Source organism: Domibacillus mangrovi (genome assembly GCF_001906925.1).
Lineage (GTDB): Bacteria > Bacillota > Bacilli > Bacillales > Domibacillaceae > Domibacillus > Domibacillus mangrovi.
Genome location: NZ_MRWQ01000005.1, coordinates 172,670 through 195,442, shown reverse-complemented (window position 1 = coordinate 195,442; position 22,773 = coordinate 172,670). Strand labels below are relative to the sequence as shown.

The window sequence follows — 22,773 nt, the reverse complement described above, 5'->3', positions numbered from 1 at the left end:
ACGTGACGGGTTTAGTCTGCGTTCCGCTATCCCCGCTGAATAAAAAGGAACTCAGGTAAAGAGCGCCGCGTCCTGCGGCAATACGTGAGTGACCGGCTTCAGCCGGCCCGAACCAATTGGGCTTTAACGGGCAGTTTGTCCCCCACTTATCCTTCGTGGGGATCTTACAGCTCGTTAATCTGCGATAATGATATAGGAAGAGGTGATGAGCATGGAGGTCGGTCAATCGGAAATACAAAGAGGAGTTAGAGTACAGCTAAGGCATAATCCGATTGAAATGCTAAACGAGGGACAAGTTTTTGCCGGGAAAGTGATGAAACGACTGCCAGGACAAATGGCCGAGTTAGCGGCCTTCGGTCAGAAGATCACTGCGCAGCTTGAAGTGCCGCTTCAAGAGGGGCGGCGTTACTTTTTTCAGGTTGCTTCCCTTAAAGGGACGATGCAGCTAAAAGTCTTGTCGGATCATGTGCCGATGCAGCGAACGCCCGACCAAGCGGCTGCGTTGCTTGAAAGGTTACAAATACCAATCACGAAAGAAAGCGTCGTTTTCACTGCGCTTGCGATGGAAACAGGCCAGCCGCTTTCGAAAGACAGCATTCAGTTTGTCTCAGCCTGGCTGTCAAAAGCGGGTCTTAAAGATGGAATGGAAGCACTCCGGTTTATGTTCACCCGTCATTTACCGATTACAGAAAATGTATTTCAGGCACTCGTGTCAGCTCGTACAACTGAATCATTGACTGGCAAGTTAGTAGCACTTCAACATGCGCTTGTGAAACTCGGGAAGGTGCCTGAAGCAACGAATGCGCTTAATCGGTTGCTTGGAGAACCATCTTCATCAGGAAAAACAGCAGCTAGCCCGTTGTTAAATGCAAAAGCAGTTTATCTAGCGGCAGCTCTTTCAACTGGCAGTCTATCTGAAAAAGTGTCAGTTGTTCAAATGCTGAAACAAGCATTGAACATGCCGACTTCATCTGGTGATGTGCCAGAACAGCTAGCCTCTATTGTGAAAAACAATTTGACAACAAACAAATCGCCGGTCTCCATTGTAGCTGCTAATATAGGGGAACAGCCAGTTGCAGTGAAAAATAGCGAAACAACGAATAATCCATCTGTTCAGTCAGTACAAATGATGAAAGAAATGCTTGTTCAGCTGGCAGGCAAGCCGGTAACCATGGAGACAATTACGTCATTTAAAAAAGCTGTGTTCCAGTCTGTTCCGGCAAATCATCCAGACAGAGCCGCTTTTATGCAGCAAGTAACGAAATTGACCGATCAGTTGACGAAAGGTGTGCCTGCTGCAAACAGACAAGTTGCCTCCTTATTTCAACTCGCTTCTTCCGTTGCAGTGACAGTACCTGAGCAAGCAGCGGTGCGACTGGGGCTACTGCTTGGCACGGATGCATGGTTATTTGAAGAACAGCAAGTGCCGGCACACGTTAGTGGAAAAGACGTGGCAATAGCATTGAGAGATGCTTTTCAACTGCTTGGTATTGATCACGAAGCAATTATGACGTCTAAAAATCAGCCGGAAGCGATGCAGCAAAATGTAAAGCAGGAACTCCTGAAGCTCATGACAGAAACGATACCAGCACCGATTCGTGAAGCAGCCGAGCAAATCGTCGGCCGCTTGAATGCACAGCATATTTTATCAGTAGAATCTGGCCCCATCCAGCAGCTCGTTATGCAAGTGCCCCTTCAATTTGCTGCTTTTCAAGGAGATGTCACGATTAAATGGAGCGGTAAAAAGAAGTCAAATGGAAAAATTGATGCTGATTATTGCCGCGTATTATTTTATGTGGATATGCCTAATCTGAAAAATACAGTCATCGATATGCAGGTGCAAAACCGAATCATTCATTTAAACATTGTTGCGGACGCCGCTCCGTCTTCGTTAAAACAAATGAGCATAAATACGATGGATCGTCTAAAAGAAGCACTTGAAGAACATGGATATCGGTTGTCCGGTGTTCAATTTAAACAGCCGTCTGAAGAAGTATCGTACAGCCGCGGAATGAAACAGCCGCTGGCTCATGTTATGGACGATGAAGAATATTTGGGGGTGGACATACGTATATGAAACCGGCTAACCGTAAACAGGCAGCTGCGCTCTCCTACAACCCTGATACAGTTAAAGCACCGACTGTCAAAGCAAAAGGAAAAGGACTAATTGCTGAAAAAATTATTGAAACAGCGAAAGAAAATAATATTCCAGTTCAAGAAGATCCTGGACTCATTGAACTACTCGGTCAGCTTGAGATAAATGAAGCGATCCCGGAAGATTTGTATCAGGCAGTTGCCGAAGTATTTGCATTCATCTATCAGCTTGACAGGCGTTTTGACGAATAATATTATACGTATTTTGTAAAATTGGTGCGTTCGTGAAAAAGAGACCGTTTTTTTTTGTTCAAAAACTAGACATAATATCATTTTTTAACTACAATGAAATCGCAGTCTGTTTTGTTTGCACACTATGTTTTGAGATCGATAGGAGGCTGGATAATGAATATTCATGAGTATCAGGGTAAAGAAGTTCTCAGAAGTTACGGCGTTGCTGTACCAAATGGGAAGGTTGCATTTTCCGTTGAGGAAGCGGTTGAAGCGGCAAAAGAATTAGGCACAGCGGTAAACGTTGTTAAAGCACAGATTCATGCAGGCGGGCGTGGAAAAGCGGGCGGCGTGAAAGTCGCAAAAAATCTGGATGAAGTGCGTACATATGCAGAGGAAATCCTTGGGAAAACACTTATCACACACCAGACAGGCCCTGAAGGTAAAGAAGTAAAACGCCTTCTTATTGAAGAAGGATGTGATATTAAGAAAGAATATTACATCGGTCTTGTTTTGGATCGTGCGACGTCACAGGTTGTCTTAATGGCATCTGAAGAAGGCGGAACAGAAATTGAGGAAGTGGCAGAAGCAACACCGGAAAAAATCTTTAAAGAGTATATTGATCCGGTTATCGGCCTTAGCCCGTTTCAGGCACGCCGTGTAGCATTTAACATTAACATCCCGAAAGAGCTTGTCGGACAGGCTGTTAAATTCATGATGAGTCTCTATACAGCATTTGTTGAAAAAGACTGCTCTATTGCAGAAATTAATCCACTTGTTGTAACTGGTGACGGCAAAGTTATGGCGCTTGACGCAAAATTGAACTTCGATGCAAATGCGCTTTACCGCCATAAAGACATTTTAGCGTACCGCGATCTTGATGAAGAAGATAAAAAAGAAATTGAAGCATCAAAATATGACTTAAGCTACATTTCACTTGGTGGAAACATCGGCTGTATGGTAAATGGAGCGGGTCTTGCGATGGCGACAATGGATATTATTAAACATTACAGTGGCGACCCGGCCAACTTCCTTGATGTTGGAGGCGGCGCGACGGCTGAAAAAGTAACCGAGGCATTCAAAATTATCCTTTCTGATGCAAATGTGAAAGGGATTTTTGTTAACATTTTCGGTGGAATTATGAAATGTGACATCATCGCAACAGGCGTTGTTGAAGCAGCGAAACAGGTCAGCCTGTCTGTACCGCTCGTTGTCCGTCTTGAAGGAACAAATGTCGATGCAGGTAAAGAAATTTTGAATCAATCTGGTCTTGACATCGTTTCGGCAGATTCAATGGCTGATGGCGCGCAAAAAATCGTTAGTCTCGTAAAATAATAATGATGTTGACAATAGAAAGGCAGGTACAGGCATGAGTGTATTTATTAACAAAGATACGAAAGTTATCGTTCAAGGTATTACGGGTTCGACTGCCCTTTTCCATACGAAGCAAATGCTCGAATACGGCACGAAAATCGTCGGCGGTGTAACGCCAGGTAAAGGCGGTACGGAAGTAGAAGGCGTCCCAGTATTTAATACGCTTGCTGAAGCAGTAAAAGAAACAGGAGCAAACGCATCTGTTATTTATGTACCAGCTCCATTCGCAGCAGATGCGATTTTGGAAGCTGTTGATGCAGACCTTGACCTAGCTATCTGTATTACAGAGCACATTCCAGTATTGGATATGGTCAAAGTAAAGCGTTACATGCAAGGCAAAAAAACACGTCTCGTAGGACCGAACTGTCCGGGCGTTATTACACCGGATGAGTGCAAAATCGGCATTATGCCAGGCTACATCCATACAAAAGGTCATGTCGGCGTTGTTTCACGTTCCGGCACATTGACGTATGAAGCGGTTCATCAATTGACACAGGCCGGCATTGGCCAGTCAACAGCTGTCGGTATCGGTGGAGATCCGGTAAATGGTACAGACTTCATTGATGTATTAAAAGCATTCAATGAAGATCCTGAAACAAAAGCAGTGATCATGATCGGCGAAATCGGCGGTACAGCAGAAGAAGAAGCGGCTGAGTGGGTAAAAGCGAACATGACAAAACCGGTTGTCGGCTTCATCGGCGGACGTACAGCTCCTCCTGGAAAACGCATGGGCCATGCTGGAGCCATCATTTCAGGTGGTAAAGGGACTGCGGATGAAAAAATCCGTGTAATGAACGAATGCGGTATTCAAGTAGCGGAAACGCCATCTGTTATGGGCGAAACGCTTATTAAAGTTTTGGAAGAAAAAGGCCTTTTAGCTGAGTGCAAAACACACTAAAATGCCAAATGGGTACCTGTCTTTTGTACAGGTACCTTATTTTGCTATGGTTAAAAAGGAGGAATAAGTATGAACGACACAACGAAAAATCTGCTGCTGTTCCACTATTGCAAAGGACCTGGATGGAAAGATTTTTTTAATTTATTTAAAAATGATCCGGATTTAACGCTTTTGCCTAAAATTACACCTTCTCAATTTTCCTATTTCACCGGCCGCTCTGAACTTCAGTCCACCTCCATTTTACAGCAACTTCATTCACTCTCTTTCGAGCACATATTATCATCACTCGCCCGTTTCAATACACATTTTATCCCGATCTATGATGAACGTTACCCGGACTCATTAAAAACATTGCCACAACCGCCCTGGGCGTTATTTGCAAGAGGAAATTTGACTTTATTGAAGGGGGAAAAGCTGGCTATTGTTGGTTCCCGTCAGGGTACCCAATATGGAAAAGAAGCACTGAAGCTGCTCATCCCGCCACTCGTTGAAAAAAATATAACGGTAGTCAGTGGCCTTGCGAAAGGAATTGATGCGTTTGCACATGAGCAGACACTACATTCGAATGGCAAGACAATCGCTGTTACTGCCGGCGGATTCAATCATTTTTATCCGCGTGAAAATGTCGGTCTTGCTCAGCAAATTATTAAACATGGACTTCTTGTTTCAGAATATGCACCGACAACAAAACCAGAAAAATGGCAGTTTCCAGCAAGAAATAGGATCGTCAGTGGATTATCTAAAGGTGTGCTCGTTGTACAGGCAGCCAAAAAAAGCGGCTCACTTATCACTGCATCGTATGCACTGGAGCAGGGAATCGACGTGTTTGCCGTGCCAGGGCCGATTACAAATCCCTTGTCTGAAGGTGTTCACGAACTTATTGGGGACGGTGCAAAAATCGTCCATACAGCAGCAGATATTTATACAGAATTCGATTAACAATTTAAAAAATCATAGCATCTTTGTATAAAAATAGTTGCAATTCCTGCTAATATCATATAGATTTTGCAACAGAATGATTTTTACGAAACATGGTTTGTTTTGCAACATAGAGAGCTTGAAAATGAATGACACAAACAATAATCGTTTGACAAACATAGACTGTACGCATAATAATATGTCTAATTATTCATTTCACCTCTCGGGGGAGGTTTTATCTTATGTCGGATTATTTAGTAATAGTAGAATCCCCGGCGAAAGCGAAGACAATTGAGCGCTATCTCGGGAAGAATTACAAAGTTCGGGCATCTATGGGGCACGTTCGCGATTTGCCGAAAAGTCAGATGGGTGTCGATAGGGACAATAACTACGAGCCAAAATACATTACCATTCGCGGGAAAGGTCCTGTGCTAAAAGAATTGAAAACCGCCGCTAAAAAAGCGAAAAAAATTTATCTGGCAGCTGACCCGGATCGCGAAGGGGAAGCAATTGCATGGCATCTAGCGCATTCACTGAATATCGAGACGTCATCAGATTGCCGGGTTGTGTTTAATGAAATTACGAAAGATGCCATTAAAGAATCATTTAAGCATCCGCGTCCGATTAATATGGATCTTGTTGATGCACAGCAAGCGCGCCGTATTTTAGACCGGCTTGTCGGCTATAACATTAGCCCGCTTCTCTGGAAAAAGGTGAAAAAAGGTTTGAGCGCCGGCCGTGTACAATCTGTTGCGCTCCGACTGATCATTGATCGGGAAAATGAGATAAAAGCATTTATTCCAGAAGAATACTGGACAATTGAAGCACAATTTATAAAAGGTACTGATACATTCCAGGCATCGTTTTACGGAATGAATGGAAAAAAAACGAAACTAACTTCGGAAGAAGACATGAAAAATGTGCTTTCAGCCATTCAAGGAAATGACTTTGACATTACATCTGTAACGAAAAAAGAACGCCGCCGTAACCCTGCTTCGCCGTTTATAACATCTTCTCTTCAGCAGGAAGCCGCTCGTAAATTAAACTTCCGTGCGAAGAAAACGATGATGCTTGCCCAGCAATTATATGAAGGAATTGATCTCGGCAAAGAAGGTACGGTCGGATTAATTACGTATATGAGAACAGATTCAACGCGTGTATCAGAAGTAGCACAGGCGGAAAGTCATGCTTATATTGTGTCTCAATACGGAAACGAATATGTGAAAGAGCTGGGACAGAAAATAGAAGCAAAAAAGCCAAATGCGCAGGATGCACATGAAGCAATTAGACCTACAAGCATGCTTCGCGAGCCATCTAAGCTGAAAGAATTTTTATCGCGTGATCAGCTGCGACTTTACAAATTAATCTGGGAACGATTTGTGGCCAGTCAAATGGCGGCGGCCGTGATGGATACAGTAAGTGCCGATATTGTAAACGGTGATGTAATGTTCCGGGCAACCGGTTCAAAGGTGAAATTCCAAGGTTTTATGAAAGTATATGTAGAAGGCTCAGATGATGCGAAAGAAGAAAAAGAAAACTATCTTCCCAATCTGGAAGAAGGCGACGGTGTAAAGTCAGGTGAGATTGATCCTAAGCAACATTTTACACAGCCGCCGCCGCGATACACCGAAGCTCGGCTCGTTAAAACGCTCGAAGAGCTCGGCATAGGCCGTCCTTCCACATTTGCACCGACACTAGATACGATTCAGAAGCGCGGCTATGTGGCGCTAGATAACAAACGCTTCGTACCGACAGAACTCGGGGGCATTGTCCATGAGCTAATGGTTGAGTTTTTTGCAGACATTATTGATGTTGAATTCACGGTGAAAATGGAACGAGATCTTGATAACGTAGAAGATGGTGTGAAAGAATGGGTTGCGGTCATAGACGAATTTTATAAAGGTTTTGAAGGCCATCTTGAAAAAGCAGAAAAAGAGATGGAACAAATTGAAATTAAAGATGAGCCGGCCGGTGAAGACTGTGAAAAGTGCGGTCATGAAATGGTGTTTAAAATGGGCCGTTATGGAAAGTTTATGGCGTGCAGTAATTTTCCGGAATGCCGGAATACAAAAGCGATCGTGAAAGAAATCGGTGTGAAATGTCCGAAATGTTTGGAAGGTAATATAATAGAAAGGAAAAGTAAAAAGCGCCGTATTTTTTACGGATGTGATCAGTTCCCTGAATGTGATTTTCTGTCATGGGATAAACCGATTGAACGGCCATGTCCAAAATGCAGTAAACTGCTTGTCGAGAAAAAGCTGAAAAAAGGTATCCAAATTCAATGTACAGAATGTGATTATAAAGAACAGCCTCAGTCATAGACTGTAAAAGAACTGTCTGAATCAGTTATGAGTCAGACAGTTCTTTTAGTTAAATAAAACATTTTTCTTTTTTTCTTAATACGAGTAGTGTAAAATGCATAAAGGGCGCATAGGTACGTACCTTTAATAGTAACAGCAGGAGGAAACAAACATGACCCAAACAATTAATGTAATCGGCGCGGGCTTAGCTGGCAGTGAAGCAGCATTTCAAATTGCAGAGCGCGGATTGCATGTCCACTTATATGAAATGCGTCCAGTGAAGCAAACACCAGCTCATCATACAGATCAATTTGCAGAGCTTGTATGCAGTAACTCGCTGCGTTCAAATGGTTTGACGAATGCCGTGGGTGTGTTAAAAGAAGAAATGCGCAAACTGAACTCAGTCATTATCAGTTCAGCTGACGCATGTGCGGTTCCAGCAGGCGGGGCGCTTGCAGTAGATCGTCATGAATTTGCTGGGCACGTGACAGAGCGGGTAAAAAATCATCCGAATGTAACAGTGATCAATGAAGAAGTAACGGACATCCCAGAAGGCATTACGGTTATTGCAACAGGACCTCTTACAACAAGCGGTTTAGCTGAAAAAATTCAGGTGTTAACAGGCGAAGACTATTTGTATTTTTATGATGCAGCTGCGCCCATTTTGGAAAAAGATAGTATTAACATGGACATTGTCTATTTGAAATCAAGATATGATAAAGGTGAAGCGGCCTATTTAAATTGTCCGATGAATGAAGAAGAGTTTGACCGTTTTTATGAAGCGTTAATCGCAGCTGAAACCGTACCCCTAAAAGAATTTGAAAAAGAAATTTTCTTTGAAGGATGTATGCCAATTGAAGTAATGGCAAATCGAGGGAAAAAGACAATGCTTTTCGGTCCAATGAAGCCTGTTGGACTTGAAGATCCACGCACTGGAAAACGCCCATATGCAGTTGTTCAGCTTCGCCAGGATAACGCGGCAGGTACGCTTTATAACATTGTTGGCTTCCAAACACATTTAAAATGGGGTCCACAAAAGGAAGTGCTTCAACTTATTCCAGGGCTTGAAAATGTTGAAATCGTCCGTTACGGTGTGATGCATCGCAATACATTTATTAATTCACCAAAAGCGTTATTATCAACCTATCAGTTGAAAGATCGTCCAAACTTATTTTTTGCCGGCCAGATGACCGGTGTAGAAGGTTATGTTGAGTCCGCGGCAAGTGGTTTGATGGCAGGTATAAATGCGGCACGGCTTGCAAATGGACAAGAACCGGTTACAGCACCTGTTGAAACAGCAATCGGGGGCATGGCTCATTACATTACAAATGCGGCTGCCGATCATTTTCAGCCGATGAATGCAAACTTTGGTTTATTCCCTCCACTTCCAGTGAAAATAAAAGGGAAGAAAGAACGATATGAGGCGCTCGCTGAGCGAGCTTTAGAAACAATTCAAACTTTTTCGAAAAATTTACAGACTATGTAAACTTTCTTGCAAGGGCTACTTACGTATGATATTATTTAGTAGCCCTTTCTGAGGTGAGAAAATGTCAAAACCTTTCAATAATTATACACATTCTTATTTTGCTTATTTGCAAATAGAAAAGAACAGCTCTGTCCACACGGTGAAAAATTACCGTGAAGACCTAGAGCAATTTTTTATGTTTATGAATGAACAGCATATAGAAAAACTAACAGATGTAACACATCAGGATACCCGCCTTTATTTAACAAAACTGCATGAAAAAAAAATGGCTCGTGCATCTGTATCTCGGAAAGTTTCAGCACTTCGAGGATTTTACCGCTATTTAATGAGAGAATCGATTGTAGACGAAAATCCATTTTTAAACGTGCATCGGCCGAAAGGTGCGAGAAAGCTGCCCTCTTTTTTTTATGAAGAAGAGATGAACGAATTGTTTGAAACGGTACAAGAGGCAGATGAATTGTCTATACGAAATAAAGCTTTGCTTGAAGTAATGTATGGAACAGGTATCCGTGTAAGTGAATGTGCTGGACTTGAACTGAAAGATATTGATTTTGATCTTGGTGTGATTCTTGTTCACGGAAAAGGAGGCAACGAACGATATGTTCCCTTCGGTAGTTTTGCGGCAGAAGCAGTAGAAGTATATGTAAAGTCAAGTCGGACTTCATTGATGAAGAACACCGATCATTCGATTCTGTTCGTCAATTTCCGTGGAGGTCCGCTGACAGCAGGAGGCATTCGCCACATTTTAACGGGATTAATGGAAAAAGCGTCATTGTCCGGAAAAATTCATCCGCATATGCTGCGGCATACGTTTGCGACACATTTATTGAATAATGGAGCGGATATGCGGACGGTTCAGGAGCTACTCGGGCACGCAAGCCTCTCATCTACGCAAATGTATACGCATGTAACGAAAGAATATTTACAAAAGACGTATATGAATCATCATCCGCGGGCATAAAGGAGAGAAAATAATGGAACAATTTCACGCTACAACGATTTTTGCAGTAAAGCATAACGGTTCATCTGCTATGTCAGGGGACGGACAAGTTACATTTGGTAATGCCGTCGTAATGAAACATACGGCTAAAAAGGTGCGTCGTCTCTTTAATGGAAAAGTGGTCGCAGGTTTTGCTGGTTCTGTTGCGGATGCTTTCACGTTGTTTGAACTATTTGAAAAGCGGCTTCAGGAATATAGCGGTAATTTACAAAGGGCTGCTGTGGAACTGGCAAAAGAATGGCGTTCAGACAAAATGCTGCGTCGATTAGAAGCAATGCTTATTGTAATGGATAAAGATAATTTGCTGCTTATTTCCGGTACAGGTGAAGTAATTGAACCGGATGATGGTATTCTTGCAATTGGTTCGGGTGGAAATTATGCATTGTCAGCGGGCCGGGCATTAAAGCAATATGCTTCTCATTTGTCTGCTTTTGACATTGCAGAGGCATCGCTGAAAACAGCGGCTGATATATGCGTATACACAAACCATAACATTATTGTAGAAGAGCTTCAGTGAGGAGTGGGGAAATGAAAAGTAATGCACTGGAAATGACGCCGCGTCAAATCGTAGAACGTCTTGATCAATATATTGTAGGCCAGAAAGAAGCAAAAAAAGCGGTGGCTGTTGCACTGCGAAACCGATACCGTCGTAGTTTGCTTGAAGAAGCTCTCCGGGATGAAGTCATCCCCAAAAATATGCTTATGATCGGTCCGACTGGTGTCGGGAAAACAGAAATTGCAAGACGTATGGCTAAGCTTGCAGGCGCGCCGTTTATTAAAGTGGAAGCAACGAAATTTACGGAAGTAGGTTATGTCGGCCGCGATGTAGAATCAATGGTACGTGATCTCGTTGAAACAGCTGTCCGTTTAGTAAAAGAAGAAAAAATGAATGCGGTGCGTGAACCGGCCAAAGAAGCTGCAAACTACCGTCTCGTCGAATTGCTTGTACCGTCCCGAAAAAAAACAGCATCTGTAAAGAATCCGTTTGAAATGCTGTTTGGTGGAACGGGAGAACAACCAGCTGAAACCGATAATACGAAAGAAGATATGTCCCTTTTTGAAAAGCGCCGTGTAGTGGCCGAAAAACTTGCAGCGGGTGAATTGGAAAATGAAGTTATCACTGTAGAGATAGAGGAACAGCCACCTTCTATGTTTGATATGTTTCAAGGCTCGGGAATGGAACAGATGGGGATGAATATGCAAGATGCTCTTGGGGGATTAATACCTAAAAAGAAAAAGAAAAGAAAGCTACCAGTCAAGGATGCCCGTCCTGTGTTAGAGCAAGAAGAAGCCCAAAAGCTGATTGACATGGATGAAGTGACACAAGAAGCGTTAAACCGTGCAGAACAAACAGGCATTATATTTATTGACGAAGTAGATAAAATTGCTGTGAAAGGCGGATCGCAGTCAGGAGCGAATGTATCTCGTGAAGGTGTACAGCGCGATATATTACCGATCGTTGAAGGTTCGACGATTGTGACGAAATACGGTACGGTAAAAACAGATTATATTTTATTTATAGCAGCGGGTGCTTTTCATATGTCCAAACCGTCTGATTTAATACCAGAGCTTCAAGGGCGTTTCCCGATTAGAGTAGAGCTTGAAAAATTAACAACAGATGATTTTGTCCGCATATTAGTAGAGCCAGACAATGCTCTTATAAAGCAATATAAAGCGTTACTTGAGACAGAAGGAATCCATGTGGAATTTACAGATGATGCTGTGCAACGTCTTGCAGAGATAGCCTTTCATGTAAATGGAGAAACGGATAATATTGGTGCACGCCGCCTCCATACTATTATGGAGAAATTGCTGGAAGATTTGTCATTTGAAGCGCCGGATGTGACGCTTGAACAAATAACGATTACACCACAATACGTAGATGAAAAATTATCAGCGATTTCACAAAATAAGGATTTAAGTGAATTTATTTTATAACTTGCGAAGGAGCAACAACATGAACCTTTTAGGTAAAACGAGAAAAATAAATAAAATGCTTCAAAATGCTGCAGGAAAATCAGTGAATTTTAAGGAAATGGCTGAGTCGTTGTCGGACGTCATCGATGCCAATATATTTGTCGTCAGCCGCCGTGGCAAAATACTCGGTTACAGCCTTTATCGGCAACTTGAAACGGAGCGTATGAAGAAAATACTCACGGAGGAACGTCAATTTCCAGAACAGTATACAAAAAATTTATTTAATATTACAGAAACATCATCTAATCTTGATATAAACAGTGAATATACAGCATTTCCTGTTGAAAACAAAGACTTATTCGAAAAAGGTTTAACAACGATTGTGCCCATTATTGGTGCAGGTGAGCGCTTCGGTACACTAGTGCTATCACGCGTGGAAGAGGATTTCCAAGACGAGGATCTTATTTTGGCTGAATATGGTGCAACAATCGTTGGCATGGAAATTTTACGTGAAAAAGCAGAAGAAATGCAGGAAGAAGCAAGAAGCAAAGCCGTGGTACAGATGGCGATTAGCTCCCTTTCGTATAGTGAATTAGAAGCAATTGAGCATATTTTTGAAGAATTAGACGGAAAAGAAGGGTTGCTTGTTGCATCGAAAATTGCAGATCGAGTTGGTATTACCCGCTCCGTTATTGTTAATGCGCTCCGTAAGCTTGAAAGTGCAGGTGTTATAGAATCACGCTCACTTGGTATGAAAGGTACTTACATTAAAGTATTGAATAATAAATTCTTAATGGAATTGGAAAAAATAAAATCAAAATAATTGAAATGACTTCATCGGTAGCCAATTGGCTACCGATATTTTTATGTGCAAAAATATTTGATAAATATTGGGAATAAGAGGTAAGATGAAAATATATCCATAGCAAAATAAATGTATATTTGTGAAAGTTTATTGTTGATTTTGCAAAGGCTCATGTGGAAAATTATCTTTTATGGTATTGTTATTATGATATAATAAATGAAAATTTAACAATAAAAAGATAATTATGTTATTTTGAAGAAGGAATTGTTAAGTTTGTAAAGAAACGTGTCGAAAATTTCCTTATGTGTTATATTTTTAAAAGTATATGTATTATTGATCAACCGAATATGAAAGATGGAGTGATGAGTGTTGAATCTCTTTTCAAGTTCAATAACCTCTCTTGAGCGTGGGTTAAACTATGCCTCAATGCAACAAAAGGCAATTGCGAATAACATTGCCAATGTTGATACACCAAATTATAAATCTCAAGAAGTAAGTTTTAAACAAGCCTTGAGAAAAAAAACAGATTTGTTACAGGCAAATCGTACGAATGATCGTCATTTTGTGTTTACATACTCTTCAGACGGGACAATTATTGCGAAAAAAAATCTATCATATAATGAAAGTGGAAATAATGTAGATATTGATCAAGAAATGTCGGATCTGGCGGCCAATCAAATTTATTATAACGCGTTAACGGATCGTCTCAGTTCCAAGTTTTCATCATTGTCAAATGTGATTAGAGGAGGCAGATAAGCATGTTTAATGGAATGAATATCACGGCCTCTGCTTTAACAGCTCAGCGGCTTCGCATGGACGTCGTTTCATCTAATATGGCCAATATCGATTCAACGAGGGCTAACTTAGTGGATGGTGAGTGGCAGCCATATAGGCGGAAATCCGTCATTTTACAGCCGAAAGAAGGATCATTTGCTTCGTATCTTAATATGGCGGCAAACCGGCAGGAAATGGGCAATGGTGTGAAAGTAACGAAAATTGTAGAAGATACAGAGACGCCGTTTAAAATGGTTTACGACCCGGAGCATCCAGATGCGAATGGAGATGGCTATGTAAGTATGCCAAATGTGGATCCGCTTCGTGAAATGGTTGATTTAATGAGCGCGACCCGTTCTTACGAAGCGAATATTACAGTCTTTAATGCTTCTAAAGCAATGATGACAAAAGCACTTGAAATTGGAAAATAAGGAGAGAAACTAAATGGCAATTGAAGGGTTACATGTAGTCTCACCGAATTTGATTCAAAGTGGATCTTTGAAAAAAGTCTCAACACCGTACGAAGCACAGCAAAAGTTCGCTAACTTTTTAAAAGATTCATTGAATGATGTTATGAAAACAGAAGTGGAATCTAATACGATGACGGATAAAATGATTAGAGGCGAAAACGTTGATATTCATCAAGTGATGACTGCGGCGCAAAAATCAGGCATCACGATGCAATTAACGATAGAAATGCGAAACAAAGCTGTAGAAGCGTATCAGGAAATCATGCGTATGCAAATTTAATACATATATACAGCAATGAGGCAACCGGGGGATTGGGATGAACGAAAATATAAAACAGCAGCTAGGTAAAATAAAAGAATACTGGGAAAGCCGCTCGAGGAAACAAAAAGCAATTGGTGTCGGTGCATTTACTTTTTTTGTAATCGCACTGTCGTTTCTTGTTTTTTTTACGACGAGAACAACGATGGCCCCTCTGTACAGTGAATTATCGCCTTCTGAAATAGGTGCTGTTAAAGAAAATCTAGAGGGACGGGGAATCGCTTATGAAATTACGGAAGGTGGGACAGCGATTCTTGTACCTGAAGAAGCGGTCAATACGATAAAAGTAGATCTTGCTGCAGAAGGACTGCCACAAGCTGGTACGATCGATTACAGCTTTTTTAGTCAAAATGCAGGATTTGGTATGACAGATAATGAGTTTAATGTGCTGAAGCTTGATGCGATGCAAACAGAACTTGGCCAATTAATTCAGGGTATTGATGGGGTAAAAAAAGCCAATGTCATGATTAACCTTCCGCAGCAGCAACTTTTTGTAACAGAAGAAGCGGAACAGGCATCAGCATCTATTGTGTTAAATACGGATCCAGGCTATGAGTTTGGTGAAAAGAAAATTAAATCCCTTTATCATCTCGTATCAAAAAGCGTGCCGAATCTCCCTGTTGAAAATATTGTGATTATGAACCAGAACTTCGAATATTTCGATTTGGAAGGAAGCGGGAGTTCTTTTGCAGGCGATGGATATGCACAGCAAATGGCTGTCAAAAAGCAAATTGAACGTGACATTCAGCGTCAAGTGCAAAGTATGCTTGGCACATTGATGGGGCAGAACAAAGTCGTTGTGTCTGTTACAGCTGATGTAGATTTTACTCAGGAAAATAGAGAAGAAAACCTCGTTGAGCCGGTTGATGAAGAAAACATGGAAGGCATCCAGATTAGCGCACAGCGTATTACGGAGACGTTTACAGGAGATGCAGCAAATGCTGGCGGTCCTCCGCAGGCAGAAGAAGCGGGAGATACAGCTACTACGTACATGGCAGGAGCAAATGGAACTGGCGATTATGAACGAAATGAAGAAACAATCAATAACGAAGTGAATCGTATTCGTCGCCAAATTACAGAAAGCCCTTATAAAATCCGTGACCTTGGCATTCAAGTAATGGTCGAGCCCCCTACAGCAGATGATCCAGAATCATTACCACAACAGAATATTGATGATATCCAGCAAATGCTTGGCACGATTATCCGTACATCCGTCGATAAAGGATACAATGTGGATTTAACCGATCAAGCATTAGAAGAAAAAATTGCTGTTTCCGTTCAGCCTTTCAATGGGAAAATTACATTTGAAGAAGAAACAAGCAGTGCCATTCCATGGTGGATATATGTAATCGGCGGTGTTCTTCTTTTAATTATCGGCGTCCTTGTGTTTATGATGGTTAGAAGACGGCGAGCGGAAGAAGAGGAAGAATTTGAAGAAGAGCTGGCAGTCGAAACAGAAGATATATTAACAGAAACAGAAGGCAGTACACGACGCAAGCAACTTGAAAAAATGGCAAAAGAAAAGCCAGAAGAATTTGCGAAACTATTACGTACATGGCTATCTGAGGAATAGGAGGATTACGAATGGCTGCAAGAGAGAAAAAACTAACTGGGAAACAAAAAGCTGCCATCCTGCTTATTTCCCTCGGACCGGACTACTCGGCTTCCATTTATAAACATTTATCTGAAGAAGAAATTGAGCGGCTAACGCTTGAAATTTCTGGTGTAAAAAAAGTCGATACGGAAATAAAAGAAGAGGTATTTGAAGAGTTTCACAATATTGCTCTGGCGCAGGATTATATTTCCCAAGGTGGAATTGGGTATGCGAAAACAGTGCTTGAAAAAGCGCTTGGTCAGGAGCAGGCGCAAAACATTATTAATCGACTTACATCGTCGCTGCAAGTTAGGCCGTTTGACTTTGCGCGGCGAGCTGATGCCGGACAAATTTTAAATTTTATACAAAATGAGCACCCACAAACGATTTCGCTCATTTTGTCTTATCTTGATCCCCAGCAGGCTGGTCAGATTTTGTCTGAGCTCCCACAGGAAGTGCAGGCGGATATAGCGAAGCGGATTGCGATTATGGACAGTACATCGCCGGAAATTATTAATGAAGTAGAAGCAATATTAGAACGGAAATTAAGCTCAACCGTCACGCAAGATTACACGCAGACCGGCGGCGTAGAATCAGTTGTTGAAGTGTTAAATGGTGTTGACCGGGCGACGGAGAAAACGATTCTTGATGCGCTTGAAATTCAAGATCCGGAGCTTGCGGAAGAAATTAAGAAGCGGATGTTCGTCTTCGAAGATATTGTTACGCTTGACAATCGTTCGATTCAGCGTGTCATCCGCGACTGTGAAAATGAAGATTTGTTATTGTCATTGAAAGTATCAAGTGACGAAGTAAAAGAAGTTGTTTTCCGAAATATGTCACAGAGGATGGTTGAGACATTTAAGGAGGAAATGGAATATATGGGACCTGTTCGTCTACGTGATGTAGAAGAGGCACAGTCACGTATTGTAGCAACGATTCGACGACTTGAAGACACAGGAGAAATCATCATTGCCCGTGGTGGGGGAGATGACATTATTGTCTAGAGTCATTCGTCCGAACCATATGAAATCAACAGAAGATCTGAAACGTGTAATTGGGATTAAATCGATACACACAGACTATGAGATCGAGGAAGAAGCAACGCCAGATTATGAGCACGAACGATTGGCTGTTATACAAGAAGCAAATGGAAGAGCCCAGTCTATTATTGAGCAGGCAGAATCCGAGAAAAAGCGCATTATGGAAGAAGCAGAAGCGTGGCAGTCGAACTGGGAAAGGGAAAAAGAGAAAATTCAAACAGAAGCTTATCAATCTGCTTTTGAGCAAGGTGCTATAGAAGGCCGTGAATCTGGCTACCGTGATATGAATTCGCTGATTGAAGAAGCAAAATCAACGGTTGCTTCCTCTAAGGTTGAGTATAAAAAAAATGTTGAACGATCTGAACAAACAATCCTTAATCTCGCTCTCGTCTGTGCGGAAAAAATTCTTAAGACGGAGCTAGAAGGTAATGATGAATTGTTTATGAGTATCGTAAAATCAGCTATTAAGGAAGTAAGGGAACAAAAAGAAGTGCAAATACATGTCCACCCTGCTCGATATTCATTTGTTATGTCACAGAAAGATGAAATTGAAGCATTATTTCCAGGTGGAGTTAATTGTTATATTTTCCCGAATGAAGAAGCGGAAGAAGAGGCTTGCTTTATAGAAACTGCTAGCGGCCGAATTGATGCGAGTCTTGATGCACAGCTGCAGCAGCTAAGGAAAACATTATTTGACATACTGGAGAGGGAATAAGCGATGAAAGCACGTGAACTGCAAGCCATCATTCCAACTATCGATACATTTAAACGATATGGACGGGTCAAGCGAGTCGTCGGTTTGATGATTGAATCACAAGGACCTGAAAGTTCTGTCGGCGACATCTGTTACATTCGGTCAAAAGATGGAAAGAAGACTATTATGGCAGAAGTCACGGGCTTTAAAGATGAAATGATTATTTTAATGCCATATACAAATATGAATGAAATTTCACCGGGGAGTCTTGTAGAATCGCTCGGTCACCCGCTTATGATTAAAGCAGGACCAGCGCTTATTGGGAAGATTATTGATCCGCTTGGTGAACCATTCGATGATACCGTGCTTCCACGTATGATGACGTCCATTGAAACAGAAGCTGAACCGCCTAATCCACTAACAAGACCACCCATTCATGAAAAACTTGAAGTGGGCGTACGGGCTATTGATGGGATGCTGACAGTTGGAAAAGGGCAACGCGTTGGTATCTTTGCGGGGAGTGGTGTTGGCAAAAGTACATTGCTCGGTATGATTGCCCGTAATACGAATGCTGATTTAAATGTCATCGCGTTGATTGGTGAACGCGGCCGTGAAGTTCGTGAATTCATTGAGCGCGATCTTGGACCAGAAGGAATGAAAAAATCGATCGTTGTCGCTGCCACGTCAGATCAACCAGCACTCATGCGTATTAAAGGAGCTTTTACAGCAACAGCGATTGCGGAATACTTTCGCGATAAAGGGCTCAATGTAATGCTTATGATGGACTCTGTGACACGCGTAGCCATGGCGCAGCGGGAGATCGGTCTGGCTGTTGGTGAACCGCCAGCCACAAAAGGGTATACACCTTCTGTTTTTGCCATCATGCCAAAGTTATTAGAGCGAACGGGAACAAATGAAAATGGCACGATTACAGCTTTTTACACAGTTCTTGTTGACGGTGATGATATGAATGAGCCAATTGCGGATGCAGTGCGGGGAATTTTAGACGGGCACATTGTACTTGACCGAGAACTTGTGAATAAAGGACAATATCCAGCCATTAATGTATTGAAAAGTGTCAGCCGTCTAATGCCGCACATTGTGGACCGTAGTCATTATGATTCAGCCCTTGCCGTACGCGATTCGTTAAATACGTATTTAAACGCTGAAGATTTAATTAACATCGGAGCTTATAAAAAAGGATCTTCTTCGGAAATCGATCGGGCGATTCAAAATTACCAGCCGATTCTTTCTTTTTTAAAGCAGCGGACAGATGAAAAATCAACATTAGAAGAAACAGTATCTGGATTAGTTCAACTGGCAGATAAAGGGGACTGATTAATAAATGGGCTATCATTATAAGTTTGATAATATCTTGCAGTTGCGTGAACGGGAAAAAGAAGAATCAGAGAGTGTTTATCGGGAAGCAGTCGGACAATTTGAAATAGAAGCGGAAAAATTATACGACTTGCTGAAGAAAAAAGAAGAATTGATCGACGTGCAGGAGCAAAAAATGAAGACGGGTTTTTCTGTTCTAGAAATTCAACATTATCAACAATTTATTAATAACCTTGAAAAGCTAATCGAACAGCAGCAACAAGTCGTTATTACAGCCAGAGGAAGAATGCAATGGTGCGAGCAGCAACTAAAAGAAAAGAATATTGAAGTGAAAAAATACGGAAAAATTCGTACAAAAGATTTAGCAGTTTATCATAAATGGTTGAACGTGGAAGAAGCTAAACAAATGGACGAGTTATCTTCTATCCAATTTATGAACCGAAAGATCAGGTGAATGAAATGGCCAGAAAAAAAAGGAAAGCACGAGCTGTAGAAGCGGAAGAAAAGCAAGGATACAGCACATTTCAATGGATTATCTTCGTTTTATTTATTCCCCTTTTATTCGCCATGACAATTGCACTCATTGTGATGACGATTGCTGGAGTAAATGTATTTGAGAAAACGAAAGAAGTGGCAAATAGTATTCCTTACGTTTCGGAATGGACTGGTACGGCTGTTAAACAGGATGGAAAAAAAGATACAGAGAAAATAGTAGAATTACAGGCGGAAATAAAAAATAAAGAAGCTGAAATTGAACGTTTACAAGGAAAATTGACAGACAATGAAACAGAAATTGAAGATCTATTGACTGAGCAGGACCGTTTAAATTCAGAATTAAAGCAATTGCAGCAACAACAGCAAGAAGAGGGGGGAGATCAAAGCACCACAGCTAAAACAAAGACAAATACGCTCATTAAAACATATGAAACAATGGGGGCGAAAAACATTGCTGGCATTATTGTCAATATGACTGATGCAGAAGCAGTTGATCTTTTAAAGCAGCTAAGCATCGAGAAACAGGCAGATGTTCTTGAAAAAGTACCCGCAGAAACTGCCGCTGAATATACAAAAATATTGTCGAATGAATGAAGAAAAATAAGGATATTTATGAGATAATAGGTAGCGAAAAGAGGTGTGAAAAGATGCAGGCTATTTTTGGATCAATCGCTTTACCTGGTGCATCGATTCCAGCAGAAATAAGTTCAAATGTAGTTCAAAAGACATCGGAAATAGGATTTGAACAAATACTCGGCACTATACAGCAATCGATTCAATCTGAAACCATCCTCGGAGCAGTGGCTGCCGAAATTGGGCCAGAAGCTGACTTTATCGCTGTACTTGGAGCGCTCGCGAAGCCAGTCGAGTCGCTTATGGATATTCCAGACATGGATCCGAAACTTGTGGAAATGGCAGAACAACTTCTCAAAGATGGTGATATGCCAACAATGCAGGAACTTGCACTTATTCTTGGAGCGGATGTTGAAACAATAATGGCATCCATTCAGCAAATGGCTTCTTTATTTGCAAATGAGGAAACGATGAAAGAGTTGCCGGAAACAGTACCAGTCGCACAACTTGCATCAACCGTGCAGTTAATTGCAGCTAATGCACCACAAATTGTGAAGGAAAGCGATAAACAGGCCGCTGTTATGTTGATGAAAGCGGCGAAAATTATTCAGAAATTTACAGGGCAACATCAACCAGCAGAACAGACATCTAAATTATTGCAATCCGCATTACAGCAGGCAACCTCCATGCTGCAAAAGGAAACCGTGCAAATGAATTCTACACATCAAATAACGATGCAAACAGCGTATGCACACTATAACTCGGCGGCAATCAGCAACCAGCCAGCCACGCAGCCGAAAGTTGATACTGTAACGGTACGACCGGGTTTAGGCCAGGATGCACTCAATCCCGTCGTTCATCAAATGACGAAAATAGAACAGGTTGCAATGAGTGTTAAAACTGCCCCGCGTCCAATGAATATGGATCAATTTATCGAGAAATTCACGCGAATTCTTGGCCATTCAAATCTGATGAAAACGCCCAATGGGACAAAATTATTGATTAAGCTTTACCCAGAACAACTTGGTACGCTTCGTATTGAACTATTGCAGCAAAATGGCGTGATAACGGCGAAAATATTATCATCGACGCAAGCAGTAAAAGAGTTGCTTGAGCAAAATGCCCATCAATTGAAACAGGCATTTGGTCAGCAAAATGTCAATGTGGAGAAGATTGAAATAGCCAACCAGGAGATGAGACAGCAAATGTTCGATCGAAACAATCAACAAGATCGTCAAAATGGACAACAACAACAAAATGATCAACGGCAAGCTAATCAAGTAACGGAAGAAGAAAGTGGTTCGTTTGCGGAACTTTTAACACATATAGAGATCGAGGTGTAAGATATGTCGAAAATTGATCCCTCTCTTTATTTAGCCAATAACCAGGCCCAGAAGAAACAGACAGGCAACAGCGAGCTTGGCAAAGATGAGTTTTTGAAGATACTGATGACGCAGCTTCAAAATCAGGATCCGCTCAGCCCGATGGAAGATAAAGATTTCATTGCACAGATGGCACAATTTACAACACTTGAGCAAATGGTTAACATGACATCGATGATTGAAGAAATGGCGCAGACGCAACAAGCATCACAAATGATTAACTACCAGTCCTTTATAGGGAAAGATGTGGTCTGGCATAAAATGACGGAAGAAAAAGATGATGATGGTAAACCGATTGTGGAAACAGGGACAGGAACCGTCGCTTCAATCCAATTTACCGGCATAGGTGTTCAATTTACACTTTCAGATAGCACTGTTCTTGAACCAGGTAATATCTCTGAACTTATTGGTGGTGGAACAGGCGGCAGCAGTGTGATTAGTTCAAATGAACTAGTCGAAGCAAGCTATTTGATCGGACGTACAGTTACATGGGGAGCAGAGGGTAGTGAACAGAGTGCCACAGTGAGGTCTGTGTCCATGAAAGATGGACAAGTATGGCTTCAACTGATGAATGATGAAAAAATCGCAGCGTCAAGCTTGACGAAGATTGAATAGGTGGGTGAAGAACAGATGAAACCCGTAAATTCAATTATTACAGGACCCATGTACCCGTTTGCACCAGTAAAAAAAAACGTTGATCAAAAAGTTTCATCATCGGTTTCATTTGGTGAGACGCTTGAAAAAGTCATGTCAACCAGTTCAAAACCAATCATTTCAAAACATGCAGAACAGCGTTTAAAAGAACGTGGTATTGCGATTAGCAGTGATCAATGGCAATCAATCGGTGAAAAGCTTGCCGAAGCCGGTTCAAAAGGAGTGAAAGATTCACTCGTATTGTTAAAAGATGCAGCGCTTATTGCCAGCGCCAAAAACAACACAGTGATCACTGTGATGAATCGAGAAGAAGCACGATCACAAATATTCACAAACATCAACGGCACAATTGTCATGGACCACGTATAATCGAGCTATGTACACTAGGCTGGACCGAAAAGGAAGCCTAGCCGTCTG

The 22,773-nt window shown here is 41.6% G+C and carries 23 protein-coding genes; all 23 read left to right on the top strand.

Annotated features, from left to right (window positions below):
* The first annotated feature begins 211 nt into the window (after positions 1-211).
* Positions 212-2,077 carry a hypothetical protein gene (locus BLL40_RS06105; RefSeq protein ID WP_073711032.1) on the top strand — a complete coding sequence of 622 codons (1,866 nt, stop codon included), beginning with the start codon at positions 212-214 and terminating at the stop codon, positions 2,075-2,077.
* On the top strand, positions 2,074-2,346 hold the full coding sequence (locus BLL40_RS06100) for an EscU/YscU/HrcU family type III secretion system export apparatus switch protein (RefSeq protein ID WP_073711031.1): 273 nt from the start codon (positions 2,074-2,076) through the stop codon (positions 2,344-2,346). Before BLL40_RS06105 ends, BLL40_RS06100 begins: the two co-directional genes overlap by 4 nt.
* 153 nt (positions 2,347-2,499) lie before the next feature.
* The gene (gene sucC, locus BLL40_RS06095) at positions 2,500-3,660 is read left to right on the top strand and encodes an ADP-forming succinate--CoA ligase subunit beta (protein WP_073711030.1); all 1,161 of its coding nucleotides are present in this window, start codon (positions 2,500-2,502) and stop codon (positions 3,658-3,660) included.
* A 34-nt stretch (positions 3,661-3,694) separates the two neighbouring features.
* Positions 3,695-4,597 (top strand): succinate--CoA ligase subunit alpha, encoded by a 903-nt coding sequence (gene sucD, locus BLL40_RS06090; protein WP_073711029.1) that lies wholly within the window; start codon positions 3,695-3,697, stop codon positions 4,595-4,597.
* A gap of 69 nt (positions 4,598-4,666) precedes the next feature.
* Positions 4,667-5,536: a DNA-processing protein DprA gene (dprA, locus tag BLL40_RS06085; RefSeq protein ID WP_073711028.1), complete on the top strand. Its 870-nt coding sequence runs from the start codon at positions 4,667-4,669 to the stop codon at positions 5,534-5,536.
* A gap of 221 nt (positions 5,537-5,757) precedes the next feature.
* Entirely contained in the window at positions 5,758-7,836 is a 2,079-nt protein-coding gene (gene topA, locus BLL40_RS06080) for a type I DNA topoisomerase (RefSeq protein ID WP_073711027.1), read from the top strand.
* Positions 7,837-7,987: 151 nt separating this feature from the next.
* On the top strand, positions 7,988-9,301 hold the full coding sequence (gene trmFO / locus BLL40_RS06075; protein ID WP_073711026.1) for an FADH(2)-oxidizing methylenetetrahydrofolate--tRNA-(uracil(54)-C(5))-methyltransferase TrmFO: 1,314 nt from the start codon (positions 7,988-7,990) through the stop codon (positions 9,299-9,301).
* A gap of 61 nt (positions 9,302-9,362) precedes the next feature.
* Positions 9,363-10,262, top strand: coding sequence for a tyrosine recombinase XerC (gene xerC / locus BLL40_RS06070; protein ID WP_073711025.1), 900 nt, complete (start codon positions 9,363-9,365; stop codon positions 10,260-10,262).
* A 13-nt stretch (positions 10,263-10,275) separates the two neighbouring features.
* Positions 10,276-10,818 carry an ATP-dependent protease subunit HslV gene (hslV, locus tag BLL40_RS06065; RefSeq protein ID WP_073711024.1) on the top strand — a complete coding sequence of 181 codons (543 nt, stop codon included), beginning with the start codon at positions 10,276-10,278 and terminating at the stop codon, positions 10,816-10,818.
* Between the two features lie 32 nt (positions 10,819-10,850).
* Complete coding sequence (gene hslU, locus BLL40_RS06060; protein ID WP_173799907.1) at positions 10,851-12,239, top strand: ATP-dependent protease ATPase subunit HslU; 1,389 nt, start codon at positions 10,851-10,853, stop codon at positions 12,237-12,239.
* Positions 12,240-12,258: 19 nt separating this feature from the next.
* Entirely contained in the window at positions 12,259-13,041 is a 783-nt protein-coding gene (gene codY / locus BLL40_RS06055; RefSeq protein ID WP_073711022.1) for a GTP-sensing pleiotropic transcriptional regulator CodY, read from the top strand.
* 351 nt (positions 13,042-13,392) lie between these two features.
* Positions 13,393-13,779 carry a flagellar basal body rod protein FlgB gene (gene flgB, locus BLL40_RS06050; protein ID WP_073711021.1) on the top strand — a complete coding sequence of 129 codons (387 nt, stop codon included), beginning with the start codon at positions 13,393-13,395 and terminating at the stop codon, positions 13,777-13,779.
* Complete coding sequence (gene flgC, locus BLL40_RS06045) at positions 13,776-14,228, top strand: flagellar basal body rod protein FlgC (protein WP_073711020.1); 453 nt, start codon at positions 13,776-13,778, stop codon at positions 14,226-14,228. Before flgB ends, flgC begins: the two co-directional genes overlap by 4 nt.
* A 13-nt stretch (positions 14,229-14,241) precedes the next feature.
* On the top strand, positions 14,242-14,547 hold the full coding sequence (fliE, locus tag BLL40_RS06040) for a flagellar hook-basal body complex protein FliE (protein ID WP_073711019.1): 306 nt from the start codon (positions 14,242-14,244) through the stop codon (positions 14,545-14,547).
* Positions 14,548-14,584: 37 nt separating this feature from the next.
* Positions 14,585-16,159, top strand: coding sequence for a flagellar basal-body MS-ring/collar protein FliF (gene fliF / locus BLL40_RS06035; protein ID WP_073711018.1), 1,575 nt, complete (start codon positions 14,585-14,587; stop codon positions 16,157-16,159).
* Between the two features lie 11 nt (positions 16,160-16,170).
* Positions 16,171-17,184: a flagellar motor switch protein FliG gene (gene fliG / locus BLL40_RS06030; RefSeq protein WP_073711017.1), complete on the top strand. Its 1,014-nt coding sequence runs from the start codon at positions 16,171-16,173 to the stop codon at positions 17,182-17,184.
* Positions 17,177-17,935 (top strand): flagellar assembly protein FliH, encoded by a 759-nt coding sequence (gene fliH, locus BLL40_RS06025; RefSeq protein ID WP_159434201.1) that lies wholly within the window; start codon positions 17,177-17,179, stop codon positions 17,933-17,935. The genes fliG and fliH overlap by 8 nt, the downstream gene beginning before the upstream one ends.
* 3 nt (positions 17,936-17,938) lie before the next feature.
* Entirely contained in the window at positions 17,939-19,252 is a 1,314-nt protein-coding gene (gene fliI / locus BLL40_RS06020; protein WP_073711015.1) for a flagellar protein export ATPase FliI, read from the top strand.
* Positions 19,253-19,259: 7 nt separating this feature from the next.
* Complete coding sequence (gene fliJ, locus BLL40_RS06015) at positions 19,260-19,706, top strand: flagellar export protein FliJ (protein ID WP_073711014.1); 447 nt, start codon at positions 19,260-19,262, stop codon at positions 19,704-19,706.
* A gap of 5 nt (positions 19,707-19,711) precedes the next feature.
* Positions 19,712-20,341 (top strand): MotE family protein, encoded by a 630-nt coding sequence (locus BLL40_RS06010; RefSeq protein WP_073711013.1) that lies wholly within the window; start codon positions 19,712-19,714, stop codon positions 20,339-20,341.
* A 53-nt stretch (positions 20,342-20,394) separates the two neighbouring features.
* Entirely contained in the window at positions 20,395-21,663 is a 1,269-nt protein-coding gene (locus BLL40_RS06005; protein ID WP_073711012.1) for a flagellar hook-length control protein FliK, read from the top strand.
* Positions 21,664-21,666: 3 nt separating this feature from the next.
* The gene (flgD, locus tag BLL40_RS06000; protein ID WP_073711011.1) at positions 21,667-22,317 is read left to right on the top strand and encodes a flagellar hook assembly protein FlgD; all 651 of its coding nucleotides are present in this window, start codon (positions 21,667-21,669) and stop codon (positions 22,315-22,317) included.
* 15 nt (positions 22,318-22,332) lie between these two features.
* The gene (locus tag BLL40_RS05995; RefSeq protein ID WP_073711010.1) at positions 22,333-22,725 is read left to right on the top strand and encodes a TIGR02530 family flagellar biosynthesis protein; all 393 of its coding nucleotides are present in this window, start codon (positions 22,333-22,335) and stop codon (positions 22,723-22,725) included.
* Positions 22,726-22,773 lie beyond the last annotated feature (48 nt).